Genomic DNA, 17,306 nt, shown 5'->3' with positions numbered 1-17,306 from the left:
CTCTAAGAGAATTTTATGCTATCATGAAAAGCAAATGGAAAAGGTGTCGTTGTTAAAAAATAAGTCCATCTAAAATTATTAATCATTATTTTTGAAAAAACAAAAGAAGCTATCCGAAAAGCATTTAAATCTCACATCAAGTACAGCCGAGAACTTTTTAAGGTTCTAATTCATAAAACATTTCGGCTTTAGTTTATAGAGAGCGTAGCCGAAGTACTCAATGTGACACTTTAATTTTTAATAACTTTTCAAATAGCTTCTTTTTAAATTTAACTATTATCGGAATTGTAAAAGATATTTTATACAAAGTCTCTAGCAAAAGATTTTTACCAGTATTTAAAAATCAGAGTATATTTCCATATTATCATATAATAAGGGATAATCAAGTAGACCATATTGAACATTTATATGCATTTAAAAGTTGTTTTCAATTTTTAAACGATATTGATGTTTTAACTAATAATTATAAGCCTATAGCCCCAAAGGACTTATTAGAAAACAATTGTCATGATAACGGTTTTCTTCTTTCTTTTGATGATGGTTTACAAGAAGTATATACCGAGATCTATCCTATTTTAAAGAAAAAAAATATTAAGGCGATATTTTTTATAAATCCAAACTTTATAGGTAATAAAGAGGGTTTGTATAAGCATTATATCAGCATTATTATTGTGTATTTAAAAAAGAATAATTTTGAAAAAGAGCTTTTAGAAGCCATAGCTAAAATATTTTCTTTTACTTATAACGGTATTGAAGAATTTAAGCAAAAATTCACCAGTATTAAATTTGATGAAAGCGAGAAAGTTAATGAGGTTTTAAACCTTTTAAATATAAATATAGAAGATTATTTGGAAAAACATAAACCGTATATTACAAAAGAACAAATTCAGGAAATGATAAAAGACGGGTTTTATTTTGGGGGGCATACCATGACACACCCTCCTCTTATTCAATTATCGCATGAAGAACAAAAAGCAGAAATAATAGATTCTATAAATTGGTTAAAACATAATTTCGATATTAATTATTCGTTTTTTTCATTCCCTTTTTCAGACAGATCAATTTCAAAAAAAATATTAGAAGAGCTTTTAGAATATGATAGTAATATAAAGATCTTTGGTAATTCTGGTTTAAAGAAAGATATGGATGAGAGAATAATTCAACGATTTTCGCTTGAAAACCCAGCGAAGCGAATAGAAAAAAGGATTGTTGAAGAGAACTTGTATAAATATTTCAATAAAGTAATAGGGAAATATCATATTAAAAGAAAATGATATTTCTTTTAGTTTATTTATGAAGTTAGGGGCTAAGTTTCTTGCTTAGAACAATCACAAATGGTGATTAAAAATGTCATTAAAATATACATCAATAAAAAGACTTCGTTTATATTTACAATTATAAAAGGAGGTGTAAATCACCATTCTAAATAGATATTCTTTTTGTGTTAGAGGCTTAAAATAAACATGTACGAATCAGAAGTATATATTAAAACAGTTCAAGAAAATTTACCTCGGGAAGTTTGGGAGAAATTTTCAGATACTTATAGAAGTATAAAAAGTAGAAGTATGCTTCATTGGACTGAGCATTGCACAGAATGTGCTATGCCTTCATGTTTTAAAACTTGTGATTTATATGCTCCGAGGATTGATGGTAAGTGCCAACGATTTGTAGAAGGTATTGAAAGAGTCAAACAGCCTGATGAAGTAAACAATGCGGCTCAGATATTGAAAATACAGTTTAAAAAATGGGGCGTATTAGCGACTCAAGGAAATAATGAACTATACGACTGTAACGAGATTGAAAAGAAAGAGCGCAGAGAATTGAAACTATCAAGAGTTATACATCTTGTTCCTCCAAAATTTGTCAAAAAAAAATTAATTCAAAAAAGATATAGCCAGAAGAAGAAAAAAATAATAAGTGAGCAAAATAGCGGCACAAAAACTCCTGACGGTTTCTTACTGGAAATTTACAATCCTACGGAAGAGATGATACCTTTGGGATTGGTCATAAGAAATGACGATCCTAAATACAGTAAGATGCCTTTTCAATACCGAATAGAGCTGATACCGGGATATAATAAAGAAATTATTCCGTTTGATGAGATTACGAAAAGAGCTAAAATAGAGCTGCCTTATCGTATTGATCTCACTCCTGAAGCGATTAATAGTGAAACTCCTTTATATTTTGGAACATCCGAATTTGTACAATTAGAAGATTATAAACAGACTAATCAAGCAGCTAAAAAAATTAAATGTATTGTTTGGGATTTAGATAATACTATATGGAGTGGCACTCTGGTAGAAGATGGTATCGAAAGGCTTGAGTTAAAAGAAGGTGTCGAAGAGATTTTAAAAGAGATAGAGCAAAAGGGTATTGTAAATTCTATAGCAAGTAAAAATAATTATGATGCAGCAATGGCTGCATTAAAGCATTTTGGTATTGACGATTTTTTTCTTTACCCAAAGATTTCATGGCTTCCTAAAAGTAAAAGTCTAAAGGAAATAGCACTTGACCTTAATATTAATATTAACACTTTTTTATTTATTGATGATTCCGAATTCGAAAGGAAGGAAATAGAAATGACTTTACCTCAAGTTAGATTAATGGATGCTGTTCATTACCAAACGATATTAGGTTTAAAAGCCCTTCAAATTCCGATTACGAATGAAAGTAAGAAACGGAAAGCGTTTTATGCGAATGAGGCTAAAAGAAAAAGGGTTTCTGATGATTATGAAGGTGAATATTTGGATTTCCTTCATACCTGTAATATTGAATTAGAAATTGAGTCTCTGAAAAAAGAACATTTTGAAAGAGTTTACGAATTGACCCAAAGGACAAACCAAATGAATTTTTCGGGCAACCGATACACTAAGGATGATATATCTAACATCCATAATAATAACGATCTTTCCGCTTACATATTAAGATGTAGAGATCGCTTTGGTGAATATGGGATCATTGGGTTTGGTATTATTAAAAAATCTAAAAACCAGCTTATAGATCTTATGTTTAGCTGTCGTATCCAGAGTAAAAGGGTCGAACATGCTTTTTTGACACATATTTTAGAATGTTACCTTAAATTAGGTGATTTTTGGGTTACCTACAATCACACAGAAAAGAATAAATTCTCAGCACAGGTTTTTAACGATTTTGGATTTGAAATTATACAAAAAGAAGGTTCTTTTCGAGAACTTAAATTTGGCCAAGACAGAGACATACATAACGATAAAATAATAACGGTAATCGAAAGTAAATAATATGCCATTTCATCCTTTTTTATCAAAAACGAAGCTATATAAATTTTTAAGAAAGCTATGTAAGCCTTTTTATATAATTTTTAAATATATGGCCTTTGTTTCCTTTATGAGTGAAAATAGAAATAAAGGTAAAATCAACGATTATTATAATAAATCGGCAGCATATAAAAACAGATTTCAACTTCATGACAAGCTTTTGTTGGAGTTAAAAAATAAACCTGTTTTTTATTACGAGTTTGGTGTCGCTGGAGGTGATATGATTAAGAAATGGTCTTCAACAAACAAGATAAAGGAATCACGCTTTGTTGGCTTTGACTCCTTTGAAGGCCTGCCTGAAAGTTGGGAAGATAAAAATGAAGGACATTTTGATCAAAAAGGAAACTTTCCTGATATTAAAGATAGTAGAGTAAGATTCGTGAAAGGATGGTTTCAGGATTCGGTTTATGAAACATTAATGGATTGTGACTTTCATGAGCAATGTGTATACCATTTGGACGCTGATTTATTCTCATCCACACTTTATGTACTGTTTCAAATATTCCCTAAGCTTAAAACAAACGATATACTCATATTTGATGAATTTTCAAGTCATGAGCATGAGTTTGAAGCCTTTGAAATATTTAAAAGATGTACCAATAATAAATGGCAATTTGAGTTTATTGGAGCCGTTAATAATTATAGACAGGTTGCATTTATATTGAAATAAACCTAAAACCACCAATTGTTCTAATGTGATTTTGATATAAAAACGTTTGTTAATGATTTGTTTTTTAGTTAGTTGTCCTTCAGAGCGCAGCGAAGAATCTCATAACGTTAACATCGAATAAAAACTAAAGACGTACGCATATTATTACGCTTATGTGATAACAACCAAAGGAATAAAAAAACAAATTTAGATTCTTCAGTCGTTCCTCCTTCTGAATGACATACAGATTATTTAGTATCCTAGATAATCAAACTCTTTCAGCATAAATAATATAATATCTAGGTGTAAACCAACGTAGAATAGGTCGAATCCCTATTTTTTTTACAGGGTTTGTCCATTTTTTACTATCTATAATTTTCCAACCAGCCTTTTCTAACAACCAATCAAATTGCCAATCTTCGAACTCATGGTAATGCCTGTCTAACATATCAGTTTTACTTCTATACGCTGAAGAAAACCATAGTTTAAGAGGCACGCTCGCTACTAATTTATCCGCTTTTATAGATTGTAAAACAGTGAAAGGGGATAATAGATGTTCAAAAATCTCAAAAGCAGTTACAACATCTGAATTAGAGTTTTTAATTGTAGAAGTGTCTAAGTCGATATCTTCACCAAGCGTATTTTCAACAGAATAACCATTTTCTTGCATGATTTGCGTAAACGGGTTTACAACACCTAAATCCAAAATAGTTTCAGAAGTAGGAATGTGTTTTTTTAAAAATTGAATGGTCAGTTTAAAACGTTTGTTCGGATAGTTTTTCTCGTACATCTTAATGTTTATAAACAATGGCATTTATATTCATACCTGCTCCAACACTTGCAAAAATAACCACATCACCTTTGTTTATTTTTTGGTTTTGCATATCTCCTTTTAATATCATGTCATATAAAGTAGGTATAGTCGCAACGCTTGAGTTTCCTAATTTTCCTATGGTCATAGGCATAATGCCTTCTGGCACTTCTGAGTTATATAACTTATAAAAACGTTTTACGATAGCTTCATCCATTTTTTCATTAGCTTGATGGATGAGTATTTTCTTTACGTCTTTTATATCAATACCACTTTTTTGAAGACACGATTTCATAGCCAATGGAACATTATTTAATGCAAACTCATAAATCTTTCTGCCATACATTTTTATGTATCGACGCCTTTCATCTATATCCTGTTTGTTAGTTTCACCAAAATAAATAAAATGGGATTCATTTAAAGTGAAAGTTGCCGTCTCATGAGCAATAATACCACCAACTTCGTTAGTTTTTTCAATAACTACAGCCCCAGCACCATCGCTATAAATCATAGAGTCTCTATCGTGCTTATCTATAATACGCGATAGGGTTTCAGCTCCAATAACCAGACACTTTTTTGCAATTCCAGATTTTATAAAAGCATTTGCTTGAATAACAGCTTCTATCCATCCTGGGCAACCAAATAAAATATCATATCCAACACATTTTGAATTTTCAATTTTTAAAAGATGCTTTACTCTAGAGGCTATGCTTGGTACGGTATCACTTTGTTCAGTATTGTGTTTTACATCACCGTAATTATGAGCAACAATGATATAATCTAAATCTTCTTTGTTGATTTTTGCATTTTCTATAGCTTTTTCAGCAGCGAAGAAAGCAATATCAGATGTGTTTAAATTGGGTTTGGCATAACGCCTTTCATTAATGCCGGTTATAGCCTCAAATTTTCTAACAATAACTTCATTAGGAGAGTTAATTACAGAACCATCACTGTTTAAAAATTCATGCTCATAGAAAGCTTCATTTTTTTCAATGGTTTCTGGAATGTAGCTCCCTGTTCCCGTGATCTTAATATTCATATATAAAAATTTGCCTTTAATTGTTTGCGATTGCAATCAAACCAAGGTACTTGTTTTTAATTAAAGGCAGATTTGGTTTTATTTTAATTTACGATGTTCAAAAGCTATTTATGCTTCAGCATAAGCCTCGATAGGTATGCAGGAACATATTAAGTTTCTGTCTCCATAAGCATCATCAACACGTCTCACACTAGGCCAAAATTTATTATCTCTAACATATTCTAAAGGAAAGGCAGCGGTTTCACGAGAGTATGGGAAATACCATTCATCTGATGTTACCATATCCAACGTATGTGGTGCATTCTTTAAAACATTGTTGTTATCGTCTTTAGAAGCATTATCAATTTCCTTTCTAATAGAAATCATAGCATCACAGAACCTATCAATTTCTGCTTTGCTCTCACTTTCTGTAGGTTCAATCATTAAAGTACCAGCGACAGGAAAGGATACTGTTGGCGCATGAAAGCCATAATCCATCAAACGTTTTGCAATATCTGTTACTTCAATACCGTGAACTTTAAATGGTCTGCAATCTACAATCATTTCATGTGCAGCACGCCCTCGTTCACCAGAATATAAGGTGTCGAAACTACCTTCTAGACGATGCTTGATATAGTTGGCATTTAAAATGGCAATTTTAGTAGATTCTGTTAAGCCTACAGCACCTAACATTTTTATATAACCGTATGATATTAAGCATGCTAATGCAGATCCAAATGGTGCTGCCGAAATAGCCGTAATTGCCTTTTCTCCTCCGGTTTTAATAATGGGATTGCCAGGTAAAAATGGAACAAGTTGTTTTGCAACACAAATAGGGCCAACTCCTGGGCCTCCACCACCATGTGGAATAGCAAATGTTTTGTGTAAATTTAAATGGCATACATCTGCTCCAATATTACCAGGGTTTGTTAACCCCACTTGGGCATTCATATTGGCACCGTCCATATATACTTGTCCGCCATTATCATGAATGATCTGAGTAATCTCTTTAATAGCAGATTCATAAACACCATGCGTAGAAGGATATGTTACCATTAAAGCAGACAAATTATCTTTATGTAATTCTGCTTTTTCGCGTAAATCATCAACATCAATATTTCCTTCTGCTGTTGATTTTGTTACGATAACTTTCATGCCGGCCATTACTGCACTGGCAGGATTTGTACCATGAGCGGACGACGGAATTAAGCAGATATTTCTATGGTGATCACCACGAGATTCATGGTATGCTTTAATGACCATAAGTCCAGCAAATTCACCTTGTGCTCCTGAATTTGGTTGTAATGAGGTTGCGGCAAAACCTGTTATTTCTGTTAATTGATCTTCTAGTTCTTTTAAAATTGTTAAATAGCCTTTGGCTTGTTTTAAAGGTGCAAATGGGTGAATATTGCCCCATTTAAACCAGCTTAAAGGGAGCATTTCTGATGCAGCATTCAATTTCATGGTACAAGATCCTAAAGAAATCATAGAATGATTTAATGCTAAATCTTTACGTTCAAGACGTTTTATGTAACGCATTAATTCAGTTTCAGAATGGTAGGTGTTGAAAACATCTAATGTTAAGAAGTCAGACGCTCTCTGCATAGATTCCGAAATATTATTAGCTTTGGTAATAGCCGAAATAGTAATGGTTTCTTTTTTAGCAGCTTCAGCAAAAACAGAAATTAAATAATTAATATCTCTAATAGAAGTTGTTTCATTAATTGAAATAATGACCGTTTTTTTATCTGGATAATATAAATTTACTTTTTTCTCTTTGGCAATTGCCTTTATTTTTTTAGCATTTGTTTTTATTTGAAGCGTATCAAAGTAGGACGTATTGATTTGATCGTATCCTAATTTAGTTAAAGCATTTGCTAATTCAGAAGCTTTGTTATGAACTTTATCAGCAATAAATTGTAAGCCTTTAGGACCATGATATACAGCATACATACTTGCCATAACAGCTAATAAAACCTGAGCTGTACAGATATTAGAGGTTGCTTTATCTCTTTTTATATGTTGCTCACGTGTTTGTAAAGCCATACGTAAGGCTCTATGACCGTTTTTATCTTTAGTGACACCAATAATTCTACCAGGGATATCACGTTTATAAGCTTCTTTGGTCGCAAAGAATGCAGCATGAGGCCCTCCATATCCCATGGGGATACCAAAGCGTTGCGTCGTACCAACGACCACATCTGCTCCAAATTTTCCAGGAGCTTCCAGTTTTATTAAACTCAGAATATCGGCAGCAACTGCGACTTTAATTTGGGCGTCATTAGCTTTAGTTATAAAGGTTTTAATATCGGTTACCTGACCGTCTTTTCCTGGGTATTGTAATATAGCTCCGAAAAATTCTGATGAAAAATCAAAAGTTTCTTCATTGCCAACTACTAATTCAATACCAACTGGAGTCGCTCTCGTTTGCAATAACGACAGGGTTTGAGGTAATATGTTTTCAGAAACAAAAAATTTATTGACTCCAGCTTTTTTCTGCTGGCGCTCACGAACTGCAAATAGTAAGCTCATAGCCTCTGCAGCTGCAGTACTCTCATCAAGAAGTGATGCGTTTGCAATTTCCATCCCCGTTAAGTCTATAACCATGGTTTGAAAATTTAAAAGAGCTTCTAATCTCCCTTGAGCAATTTCAGCTTGATAGGGAGTATAGGCAGTATACCAACCTGGATTTTCAAGAATATTTCTTTGAATGACAGCAGGTAAAATGGTTGGGTGATACCCCAAGCCAATGTATGTTTTATAAGCTTTGTTTTTTTTAGATAACTCATGAATATAAAGCAGATATTCATGCTCAGTCATGGGAGCTTCTAAATTTAGTCCATTTTTTAAGCGAATATCATCCGGGATCGTTTCATGAATTAATTGATCTAAAGAATCAACACCAAGGGTTTTTAACATGAGATTTTGGTCGTCTTCTCTAGGACCAATATGACGCAATGCAAAAGCGTTTGTATTCATTAAAGTAGAATTAATTATATAATTCGCAAAAATACATAATATTTAATGTGTTTTATTGCATAAAACAGAAATTTTTTAACCATTTGAAAGTGTTATCAACACTTTGATTATTTTTACATTATGGGGTTTGTAAAACAACTTTTTAATTTCTATTTAAACAGTAGTGTTCATGTCGCTTTATCGGTGTTTTCGTTAACATGGATTACGCTTATGGAGTATGACATTCCGTATGATAAAAACATCCTTTATTTTGTGTTTTATGCTTCTATAACCGGGTATAATTTTGTTAAGTATTTTGGAATCGCAAAATTTCATCATAGAAGCTTGACAAATTGGTTAAAATGGATTCAAATATTCTCTTTCTTTTGTTTTCTTTTAATGTGTTATTATGTCTTTAAATTAAATGCAAAAACTTTAATTTGTGTCACTGGTTTTGCCACGATGACCTTTTTGTATGCGATTCCTTTTTTGCCAAAACGTTTTTTTTTGGATAAACAACATAATTTAAGAAGTATTGGAGGTCTAAAAATTTATTTAATAGCTTTAATTTGGGCTGGAGTTACTGTATTATTACCTTTAATAAATAATAATTATGGTATAAATACAGATGTCATATTAACAGCAGTTCAAAGGTATCTGTTCATCATCGTTTTAATGCTGCCTTTTGAAATTAGGGATCTAAGATATGATAGTTTAAAACTATCAACCATTCCTCAGAAAATAGGAGTAAGGCAAACAAAAATAATGGGAAGTATATTATTGGTGTTATGCTTCTTTTTAACTTTTTTTAAAAGCGAAAAGAATGGGATACAAATAATTATTTTAATGATAATTGCCTGTATAACACTATTGTTTCTTGTGTTTTCTAAAATAGAACAAGGAAAAAGCTATAGTGCGTTTTGGGTAGAAGGGATACCAATTGTATGGCTAATACTGTTACTTTTATTCTATTAATTAGAATGTTCTTTTAAAGCCTTTTCAAAATCTACTTTCATAGCTTCTTTACACTTTTTATCTAAACATTCTACTTCAGATTTTTTTATAGTCTTAGTAAGCTTTGTATTGTTTTTTGTATATTCCCTACAGGCTCTACAGTATATTAAATGTATGTTGAGTTTTATTTTCTCCCATAAAGTAGCTTCTTTGTATTGTGTTTTATCACATACATGATTTGCATCTTCACAGGGAATAAAAATCTTAATTTTACTCATAATTAAAACCAATTTTCTTTTAAGCAATCTGCCATAGCTGTACGTGCTCTGTGAATGATTACCCAAAGATTAGACGCAGTTATATTTAATTCATTACAAATTACTTCGGTCTCAAACCCTTGAATGGTTTTCATTTTAAAAACATCTGCTTGTTTTTCTGATAATTTCCCCAAGCAATTGTGAATGGCATCGCCTAATTCACTATTTTGCATAGTGTCTTCCGCAGTTTTATCAAACGGATCTGCAACACGTTCTTCCAGCCAATCGCCTTCTGTCTCAGCGTCACCATTATAGTTAATGCGTACTTCTGCTTTTCCTTTGTTTGAATTTATTTTACGGTAGTGGTCTATAATTTTTCGCTTTAAAATAGAGATAAGCCAAGTACGTTCACTAGCTTCTCCCTTAAAGTTTTTCATAGATTTTAAACCAGCCAAAAAAGTATCTTGTACTAAATCTTGTGCTATCTCTCTATCGCTAACACGTGTAATAGTATAGTTATAAAGGTAATCGGAATATAAATCGATCCACTGATTAGGATTAATTTGATGATTGGGCATTATCTATGCAATTATTTTGAATTCCAAAAATAAGATAAAAAAATGACTTTTTTAAAGGTTTAGTAAATCGTGTAAAGTTATTAATTGGTTAAATAGAAATCTAAAAGGTTATTTAGTACAGGTTATTAAATAATATCCAAAGCTTTTCATGTGTAATCCGGACAATAGTGCATAAAATGAACCTTTTAAATTGTGCAAGCTTTCGCGTTTCAAATTTTTTGAGCGAAATATTTTTTTTATAATAAAACCTATAATAGTAAAAGGAACGTGTAACACTGATGGTGCTACTCTAAATGAAACATCCTCGACTTTAACTTTTGAGAAGCCTTCTTTCTTTAGTTCTAGAATGACGTCATTTATATAGCCTAATCTTTCTAAACTCCAATGATTGCATAATTTATGGTATGCATAATGACCTCCTTTACAAAGGTCTTCCTCTTTCTTTTTAAGAAAAGCATCAGCAATTATAAGTTTACCATTGGGTTTTAATATTCTCAAAGCTTCCTTAAATGATTCTTTGCGGTGACCTGAATGACAAAAACTTTCAATAGCAAGAGCGCCATCAAAACTATTAGAGGAGAATGATGTCTTATTATAGTTTTCTTTTAAAATGGTGCCATTTAAATTTTGCAATAATTCATTACCTTTTTTAACTTGAAAATCTGATAATGTCACACCAAACGCAGAAAGACTTTTGTTCTTTTTTAAAGCAAACCGTATTGAACCACCCATACCACAGCCTAAATCTGCTAAAAGTGCTTTTCCTGAAGGAAACTTTAATCGTTTCAACACTTGGTTGTTCATTTCATTAAGCATGGTATCCCTTTTAAGAATATTTGTTTTAAATGGTATGAAGTATCCAAAATGCATGTTATAATCTTTACTCCAAAATTTGTAATCTTCTGTCGCTTCATTATAGAAATCAACCATTTCTATTTTGTTGCTTTTTACTTTTTCTTGATATGAAATTACTGTAGATGTCATCTGTTATATTTAAAAGTTAAAGTAAGTAGTAAAATTGATTATGAATAGCCATGCATAAACAACTGCAAAAAGAATAAATAGACTATTCATAAAATAGCTTCCAATTTTAAAAATTGCTTTTTGAGGAATTTGATACATGGGATAATAGGCAATTTGTGTTATGACCTTCCCAATCCAATAAGCGGCAATTAAACCTGTAAGAGCTAAAGCTAATCTAGTTCCATTTTGTAAATCGCCAGTTAATAGTATTGCAATGAATCCAAATGAAAAGTTTAAACCTTGAATATACCTGCCATAGGTTTTTGCAATTTCTTGATTTAAAGGTTTTAACTGTTTTACATCATTATACCAGTCAAAAACTTTATGTCTTATGTAGGGGTAAATTAAGGCTGTGAATATTTGACCACATCCTCCAAGAATGATAAGCCAATAAGGTATTTGTGTTTTCATTATTCAAATATTTTGAATTTTCAGAAATTATTGAAAATATATGTTAAATTTTTTTATTTAATAAGTTTAAGTAAAGATTTAGTTATCCAGTTTTGTTCTTGGTTAACAATTTTATTCATCATAGCATCTGCTGTTTCGGCTAAATCATGCAATGCTTTGGTTTGTTTAATAAGCTCTTTTGTTTTTTCTGTGCCATCATCTTTAATTGAACTAACATCCTTTAATATTTTTATGACAGGTTTAATTTCTCTTCTACTTCGCTCTTTAGCGATATGTCTTGCTAGTTCTTGTACATCTTTTTCAGTGGTAAAAAACTCTTTACGTTCGCCGGGGATAAGCTCTTTTGTAACAATGCCCCAATCCATAAGTTGACGTAAGTTCATGCTGGTATTACCACGAGAGATCTTTAGTTCTTCCATGATTTCTTCCATTGATAATGGTTTTGTAGAAATAAAAAGAAGTGATTGTATCTGAGCCATTGCTTTGTTTATGCCCCATAGTGTGCCTAAACTTCCCCAGGTACTTATGAATTTATCTTTTGCTTCTTGGTATTCCATAACACAAAGATATAAATAATTTCTAAACTTTCAATAATTATTGAAAGTTTGTGTGAAAAAATATAGTTATTATGAACAGTAACTTGTCAATTGCATTTTTTTGTCTACAGGTTGTTTAGATGTGTTTTTGTAACATTTAGGACCGTCGTTTTTTATTTAATAAAAAACGACGGTCCTAAATGTTATTCCCCATTATAAATTAGGAGCAAATTTTAATTACTATGGTATACTGTTGAGCTACTAATTATGCCACTAGTAGGATTACTTAGAGTTACATAAGATATTCCTCCATTGTAACCTGGGCTTCCTATGCTTGGCCCATAGGCTGAAAATGTAGTTGGAGCAGTTAAATTTAAAGTAGTTAGAAAGGAACCGCCTATACCATCATGCAAAAATATCCCTGCTCCTCCACTTAGAGTAACTGTTACGGGGCCAGTACCTGTAACTGTAAATAAACCTCCTGGTTGTTGTGTGTTTAATGTCATTGAAGAAGGAGTTAATACCGGAATTGGAATAGGAAATAAAAATTGTATAGCTCTTTCATCATTATTACTAAAGTCTGAAATTGTACAGGCTTGACCACCATTCATCAAAGACCCAGGATCTGTAGATGGTGTGTTTGGAATTAGAGGTTCTCCAATTGCATTAGTATGATGAAGTCCTAAATTATGTCCAAGTTCGTGTTGTACGTTAGCAATTCTATTATTTTGTGTTATAGCCTGACCACAAATTATTGGAAAACTAAAATCGGGATTTATCCAAGTTATAGTTCCTGGTAAACCATTTAATGTTGGGGGCAAAGCAGCACCGAAAACATTAGCAGCAAGTGCTTGGTTGGGGTCTTGTGTGTCGTACATTATTTGAATATGGGCTGAAGCTGCCGAAAACACTTCGGTTAAATTAAGATTAGAATTTACCGCATTCCAACGAGCTATGGCTGACCTCGAAGCATTAAGCCAATTGGTATTCATTCCAGGATTCAAAAAAATATTAATGTTATTAATTGTTACAGAAAATGCGGTCCTTCTTTGTTTTAAAATTGAAGCTTTAGAACTGACTCCTTTTGAAAGATTACTGTCTGTAGGTGAAGAATATTCCTTGTTTTTATCAAATACCATGTCACCTTGGACTAAATAGTAAGCTCCTTTGTCTTGAATATCATTTTTGTTAACCCCCATTCAGCTAAAACTTCAAGTAGTTTACTATTATCTTCAATAATACTCTCTGTATCGTTATTTGAGCAGTTTTGAAATAAAAACAAAGGAATTACAATTGCAAAAAATAATTTAGTAATATTTAATTTTTTTTTCATTTTAATTAAACTTTAAGGTTGTTTAGTAATAAACTTACATTAATATAGTTAAAATCCTACTTTAAAAATTGAAAAATTTGTGTAGTTAATCGAAAAACTAAAAATTCCATTGAGGAAAAACCGTAAAATAGTTTTTGAAGATAGAATTATTTAAGAGTTTTATCCTGAGATACTTAGGGGCTGTGTTATCTTTAATGAAAACAAAATATTAATAAAATAAAGTAAGGACTTAAATTATTTTATTTGCAAATGAATATGATCATCATGACGAACAGCTTGACAACCATGAAAGCGAATTTTAGTCTCATTATTTAATTTCAATGATTGCTTAAGATGAGGTTCTATAAAGATCTTTTGAGTTTTTGAATGGGATAATAATTCTTTAATTAATATGAATGTTCCATTTTTGTCAAGTTTTAAATTATTTAAAGTTCCAAAAGTTAAATACTTTGAAAAATCATATTGCCAATACCCTTTTTTTAAACATGACTCAGAAGTGTGATTTTTTTCTGGATTTGTATAAGTACCATATCCTGAAACAGATGGTTTTTTAGCAGTGGCTTTTCTGTTTTTATCTAGGTACATAAATGAAATGTCTATCTTTTTTCCATCGTTGTGGCTTAAATGTGGAAGCAATGGGAACTTATTAATAAAAGGGAAATTAGCATCTAAATATGTGATTTGGATATTATTTTGTTTTAGTTTTTTTGAAGAAATCTCTAATAATGATTTTAAATTGGGGGTTACATAATTTCTAAAGAACAATGGATAAATCCAATTTCTTGGTTTTAAATTTTTAGAAAATATTGGCAATCGTTCTCTACCAAATTGTTTAGCAATTGGTGGAATTATTAATAAGTTAAAGGTTAAATAGAGAATTGGAAAAATAAAACGTTTCTTCTTCTTATATTTAACTGAAATAAATAAGGCTAAAACCCAAACTAATCCACCAACTTGCGTTATAATTGTTAGGAAGAAGAAGGCAATTAGATGTCTAAGTAGTTTAAGAAACTTCATAAACAACTAAACGAATAAACAAATCAACTTATTTTCACTTCCGTAAGTTAAAAACGAACTAACTCCCGATTATATTTATTTTTATATGCTACAGGTGTTAAACCTGTAAACCTTTTAAACAAGGTTCTAAATGCTTTGGTATCTGAGTACCCCACAGAAAACATCACTTCATTTACTGTATTTTGAGTAGATTCCAAAGAGTTTTTAGCAGCTTCAACTTTTACACGTTGTATGTATTCTAAAGGTGTATTGGCAGTTGCTTTTTTAAATCGCCTTATAAAGTTGCGTTGGCTTACAGCTAGCATGTCCGATAGTTGTTCTACAGACACCTTTTCGGTAACATTATTTTCTATAAATAACTGTGCTTTTTGTATTAGAGTGTCGGTATGTTCTTTTTGTCCTCTAAAAATGGCAAATTGATTTTGGTTATCCCTGCTAATATCTATTTCGAAAAGCTTTGATACATAAACAGCAGCTTCTTGTCCACAATATTTATAAATTAAATGTAGAATGAGGTTTAGAAATGAATAAGCGCCACCACTCGAATAAATACCTTCTTGGTCTGTAACTATTTTTTCTGGTAGTACATCAATTTGAGGGTACATTTGTCGGAATAGATCCATCCCAGCCCAATGTGTTGTACATTGTTTATGATCTAACAATCCTGTTTCTGCTAATAGAAAAGCCCCAAGACATAAACTTGCCACTTCGGCATTATGTTGGTTGCGTTGCTGTTTAATCCATGGAATAAACTCATAATTGGTTTTAATGCCATCAGCAATCCATTCTGGTCTGACTGCCGAAATTATGATAAGATCCGTTTTGGAAATATCATTTATAGTAGCATCACAATGGATTGAGAATGCCCCATCGTATAGGACTGTATTTTTATCAATACCAACAAGGCTTATATCAAAGAATGGTTGTTGACTTTTTCCAGTTTGTAGAATGAAGTCATTCACACTTTTTAAAATTTTATAAGGTCCAACAACACTACTTAGGATGGTGTTCGATTTAGGAACCAATATGCTTACATGTTTCACACGTTTAAATTTTAGTAATTATTAGACATTAAATTAATTATAAAATTGAGAACGTGTGTAACCACTCCGTTCTCACATTAAAAATTTTAAACATTCCCTTTTGTGAAAAAATGCTTAAAATTTATTAATGTTCGTTTCATTGATTAATGTCTTAATGGTTATAATACCATTTACACCTTGAATTTACCCAATAGAATGCGCCTTTTTGTGCTATATTTCGTTATAAAAATAAACCAGAACTATAGCTATGCTTGATTTTCACGCCTCATCTATCACAAGAATTCATCATTTTATTTTTGGATAAATTCAAAGTATAACTGGTATAAATTTTAAAAGTAAGATTAAATTTTGTCATATTCAACACCCTAAAGTGTCGTATTTGACCTCTTAGAGGTGTGCATTCATTTTATAATTTTGAAAACACCATTAAATAGTCCAATGGAATCTAAACAATATTTTGAAATCATAAGGAGCCGATTTTGTTCTAATTACAAAGATGTAACAGTAGGTAAAATGATGAGTTCTGAGGCTATACATTATAAAGGAAAAGTGTTTGCATTTTTTTCTACTAGGCAGAAGATGGTGTTTAAATTAGGAAAACGTTTTAATGTTCAAGCGATTGATGTTCCTTTAGAAGCATTCAGCCCGTTCAAAAATAAAAAACCTATGTCTGGTTGGTATCAATTGGGAACTGAATATAAAGACTCTTGGGAATTTTTAACTAACATGGCGTTCGATATAATACATCAAGACAAATGATAACAAAAACATATACCGAATTTTTTAAAGAGCTGAATGAGAATAATAATAAAGAGTGGTTTCATGCCAACAAGAAACGTTATGAAAATGATGTTAAAGAACCCTTTTTAGAGTTGCTTTCAGAATTACTCCCTATACTTCATGAATGGGATAACCGAATTCTAACTGATGAAAAGAAAGCCTTGTTTAGAATAAATAGAGATGTCCGGTTTTCGAAAGACAAAACACCATATCATACCATCTTAAAAGCTGGATTTTCTCCTAATGGTAAAAAGTCTATGCTGCCAGGATATTATTTAGGTATTAGTCAGGATTCTGTTCATGTTGGGGGAGGACTTTTTAATGTTAAGCCACCCGAGTTGAAAGTAGTAAGGAATCATATTGCTAATAGTATTAATGATTTTTTAACTATAACAAAAGCAAAAGAATTTAGTGGTCGTGTGGGACGATTAAAGGGGGATGTTTCTAAACGTATTGATAAAGCTCATGAGGCAGTCGCAAATAAAACCCAATTGATATACAACAAACAATTTTATGCGATGTCTAATCTTTCTTTGGCAAATTATTATAATTCACCTAATCTAAAAGAAGATATTATAAAACATTTTAATGCTATAAGGCCTTTGAATGAATTTTTAAATGCTGCATTTTAAAATACTATTATAA

18 protein-coding genes and 1 pseudogene are annotated in these 17,306 nt (G+C 31.4%); 7 read left to right on the top strand and 12 right to left on the bottom strand.

Going from position 1 to position 17,306, the window contains the following annotated elements; all coding sequences use genetic code 11:
- Positions 1–179: 179 nt before the first annotated feature.
- From Q4Q47_RS23785 to Q4Q47_RS04050, 4 genes and pseudogenes are all read left to right on the top strand, one after another.
- A pseudogene (locus Q4Q47_RS23785) lies at positions 180–638 on the top strand (polysaccharide deacetylase family protein); the annotation flags it as partial.
- Positions 639–641: 3 nt separating this feature from the next.
- The gene (locus Q4Q47_RS04060; RefSeq protein ID WP_331497675.1) at positions 642–1,274 is read left to right on the top strand and encodes a polysaccharide deacetylase family protein; all 633 of its coding nucleotides are present in this window, start codon (positions 642–644) and stop codon (positions 1,272–1,274) included.
- Positions 1,275–1,463: 189 nt separating this feature from the next.
- The gene (locus tag Q4Q47_RS04055; RefSeq protein WP_303305366.1) at positions 1,464–3,257 is read left to right on the top strand and encodes an HAD-IIIC family phosphatase; all 1,794 of its coding nucleotides are present in this window, start codon (positions 1,464–1,466) and stop codon (positions 3,255–3,257) included.
- A gap of 106 nt (positions 3,258–3,363) precedes the next feature.
- Positions 3,364–3,963 carry a TylF/MycF/NovP-related O-methyltransferase gene (locus Q4Q47_RS04050; RefSeq protein WP_303305365.1) on the top strand — a complete coding sequence of 200 codons (600 nt, stop codon included), beginning with the start codon at positions 3,364–3,366 and terminating at the stop codon, positions 3,961–3,963.
- Between the two features lie 247 nt (positions 3,964–4,210).
- On the opposite strand, the gene Q4Q47_RS04045 is transcribed toward Q4Q47_RS04050, so the two are convergent.
- The 3 genes from Q4Q47_RS04045 to gcvP all read right to left on the bottom strand — a co-directional run bounded on the left by Q4Q47_RS04045 (position 4,211) and on the right by gcvP (position 8,750).
- The gene (locus Q4Q47_RS04045; protein ID WP_303305364.1) at positions 4,211–4,732 is read right to left on the bottom strand and encodes a class I SAM-dependent methyltransferase; all 522 of its coding nucleotides are present in this window, start codon (positions 4,730–4,732) and stop codon (positions 4,211–4,213) included.
- Between the two features lies 1 nt (position 4,733).
- Positions 4,734–5,792 carry a 3-oxoacyl-ACP synthase III family protein gene (locus tag Q4Q47_RS04040; protein ID WP_303305363.1) on the bottom strand — a complete coding sequence of 353 codons (1,059 nt, stop codon included), beginning with the start codon at positions 5,790–5,792 and terminating at the stop codon, positions 4,734–4,736.
- A 108-nt stretch (positions 5,793–5,900) separates the two neighbouring features.
- Positions 5,901–8,750, bottom strand: a complete 2,850-nt coding sequence (gene gcvP, locus Q4Q47_RS04035; RefSeq protein ID WP_303305362.1) for an aminomethyl-transferring glycine dehydrogenase — start codon at positions 8,748–8,750, stop codon at positions 5,901–5,903.
- 120 nt (positions 8,751–8,870) lie between these two features.
- On the opposite strand from gcvP, the gene Q4Q47_RS04030 reads away from it, so the two are divergent.
- Positions 8,871–9,704 carry a UbiA prenyltransferase family protein gene (locus Q4Q47_RS04030; protein ID WP_303305361.1) on the top strand — a complete coding sequence of 278 codons (834 nt, stop codon included), beginning with the start codon at positions 8,871–8,873 and terminating at the stop codon, positions 9,702–9,704.
- On the opposite strand, the gene Q4Q47_RS04025 is transcribed toward Q4Q47_RS04030, so the two are convergent.
- The 9 genes from Q4Q47_RS04025 to Q4Q47_RS03985 form a co-directional block, all read right to left on the bottom strand.
- Positions 9,701–9,961 carry a hypothetical protein gene (locus Q4Q47_RS04025; RefSeq protein WP_303305360.1) on the bottom strand — a complete coding sequence of 87 codons (261 nt, stop codon included), beginning with the start codon at positions 9,959–9,961 and terminating at the stop codon, positions 9,701–9,703. The genes Q4Q47_RS04030 and Q4Q47_RS04025 overlap by 4 nt on opposite strands.
- A 2-nt stretch (positions 9,962–9,963) precedes the next feature.
- Entirely contained in the window at positions 9,964–10,518 is a 555-nt protein-coding gene (locus tag Q4Q47_RS04020) for a sigma-70 family RNA polymerase sigma factor (RefSeq protein ID WP_303305359.1), read from the bottom strand.
- A gap of 108 nt (positions 10,519–10,626) precedes the next feature.
- Positions 10,627–11,502: an SAM-dependent methyltransferase gene (locus Q4Q47_RS04015; protein ID WP_303305358.1), complete on the bottom strand. Its 876-nt coding sequence runs from the start codon at positions 11,500–11,502 to the stop codon at positions 10,627–10,629.
- Positions 11,503–11,511: 9 nt separating this feature from the next.
- Positions 11,512–11,952 carry a hypothetical protein gene (locus Q4Q47_RS04010; RefSeq protein ID WP_303305357.1) on the bottom strand — a complete coding sequence of 147 codons (441 nt, stop codon included), beginning with the start codon at positions 11,950–11,952 and terminating at the stop codon, positions 11,512–11,514.
- 53 nt (positions 11,953–12,005) lie between these two features.
- Complete coding sequence (locus tag Q4Q47_RS04005; protein ID WP_303280506.1) at positions 12,006–12,509, bottom strand: GbsR/MarR family transcriptional regulator; 504 nt, start codon at positions 12,507–12,509, stop codon at positions 12,006–12,008.
- Between the two features lie 212 nt (positions 12,510–12,721).
- Complete coding sequence (locus Q4Q47_RS04000; RefSeq protein ID WP_303305356.1) at positions 12,722–13,687, bottom strand: matrixin family metalloprotease; 966 nt, start codon at positions 13,685–13,687, stop codon at positions 12,722–12,724.
- Positions 13,639–13,821, bottom strand: coding sequence for a hypothetical protein (locus Q4Q47_RS03995; protein ID WP_303305355.1), 183 nt, complete (start codon positions 13,819–13,821; stop codon positions 13,639–13,641). The genes Q4Q47_RS04000 and Q4Q47_RS03995 overlap by 49 nt, the downstream gene beginning before the upstream one ends.
- A 234-nt stretch (positions 13,822–14,055) precedes the next feature.
- Entirely contained in the window at positions 14,056–14,838 is a 783-nt protein-coding gene (locus tag Q4Q47_RS03990; RefSeq protein WP_303305354.1) for a hypothetical protein, read from the bottom strand.
- Between the two features lie 47 nt (positions 14,839–14,885).
- Positions 14,886–15,881 (bottom strand): GlxA family transcriptional regulator, encoded by a 996-nt coding sequence (locus Q4Q47_RS03985; RefSeq protein ID WP_303305353.1) that lies wholly within the window; start codon positions 15,879–15,881, stop codon positions 14,886–14,888.
- A gap of 438 nt (positions 15,882–16,319) precedes the next feature.
- On the opposite strand from Q4Q47_RS03985, the gene Q4Q47_RS03980 reads away from it, so the two are divergent.
- Together Q4Q47_RS03980 and Q4Q47_RS03975 are read left to right on the top strand one after the other, a co-directional pair.
- Positions 16,320–16,640 carry a hypothetical protein gene (locus Q4Q47_RS03980; protein ID WP_303305352.1) on the top strand — a complete coding sequence of 107 codons (321 nt, stop codon included), beginning with the start codon at positions 16,320–16,322 and terminating at the stop codon, positions 16,638–16,640.
- Positions 16,637–17,293, top strand: a complete 657-nt coding sequence (locus tag Q4Q47_RS03975; protein WP_303305351.1) for a DUF2461 domain-containing protein — start codon at positions 16,637–16,639, stop codon at positions 17,291–17,293. Before Q4Q47_RS03980 ends, Q4Q47_RS03975 begins: the two co-directional genes overlap by 4 nt.
- Positions 17,294–17,306: the final 13 nt, after the last annotated feature.

The sequence above is a fragment of the Flavivirga spongiicola genome, assembly GCF_030540825.1.
GTDB classification, from domain to species: domain Bacteria; phylum Bacteroidota; class Bacteroidia; order Flavobacteriales; family Flavobacteriaceae; genus Flavivirga; species Flavivirga spongiicola.
This window is presented reverse-complemented; position numbering and strand designations above follow the sequence as displayed.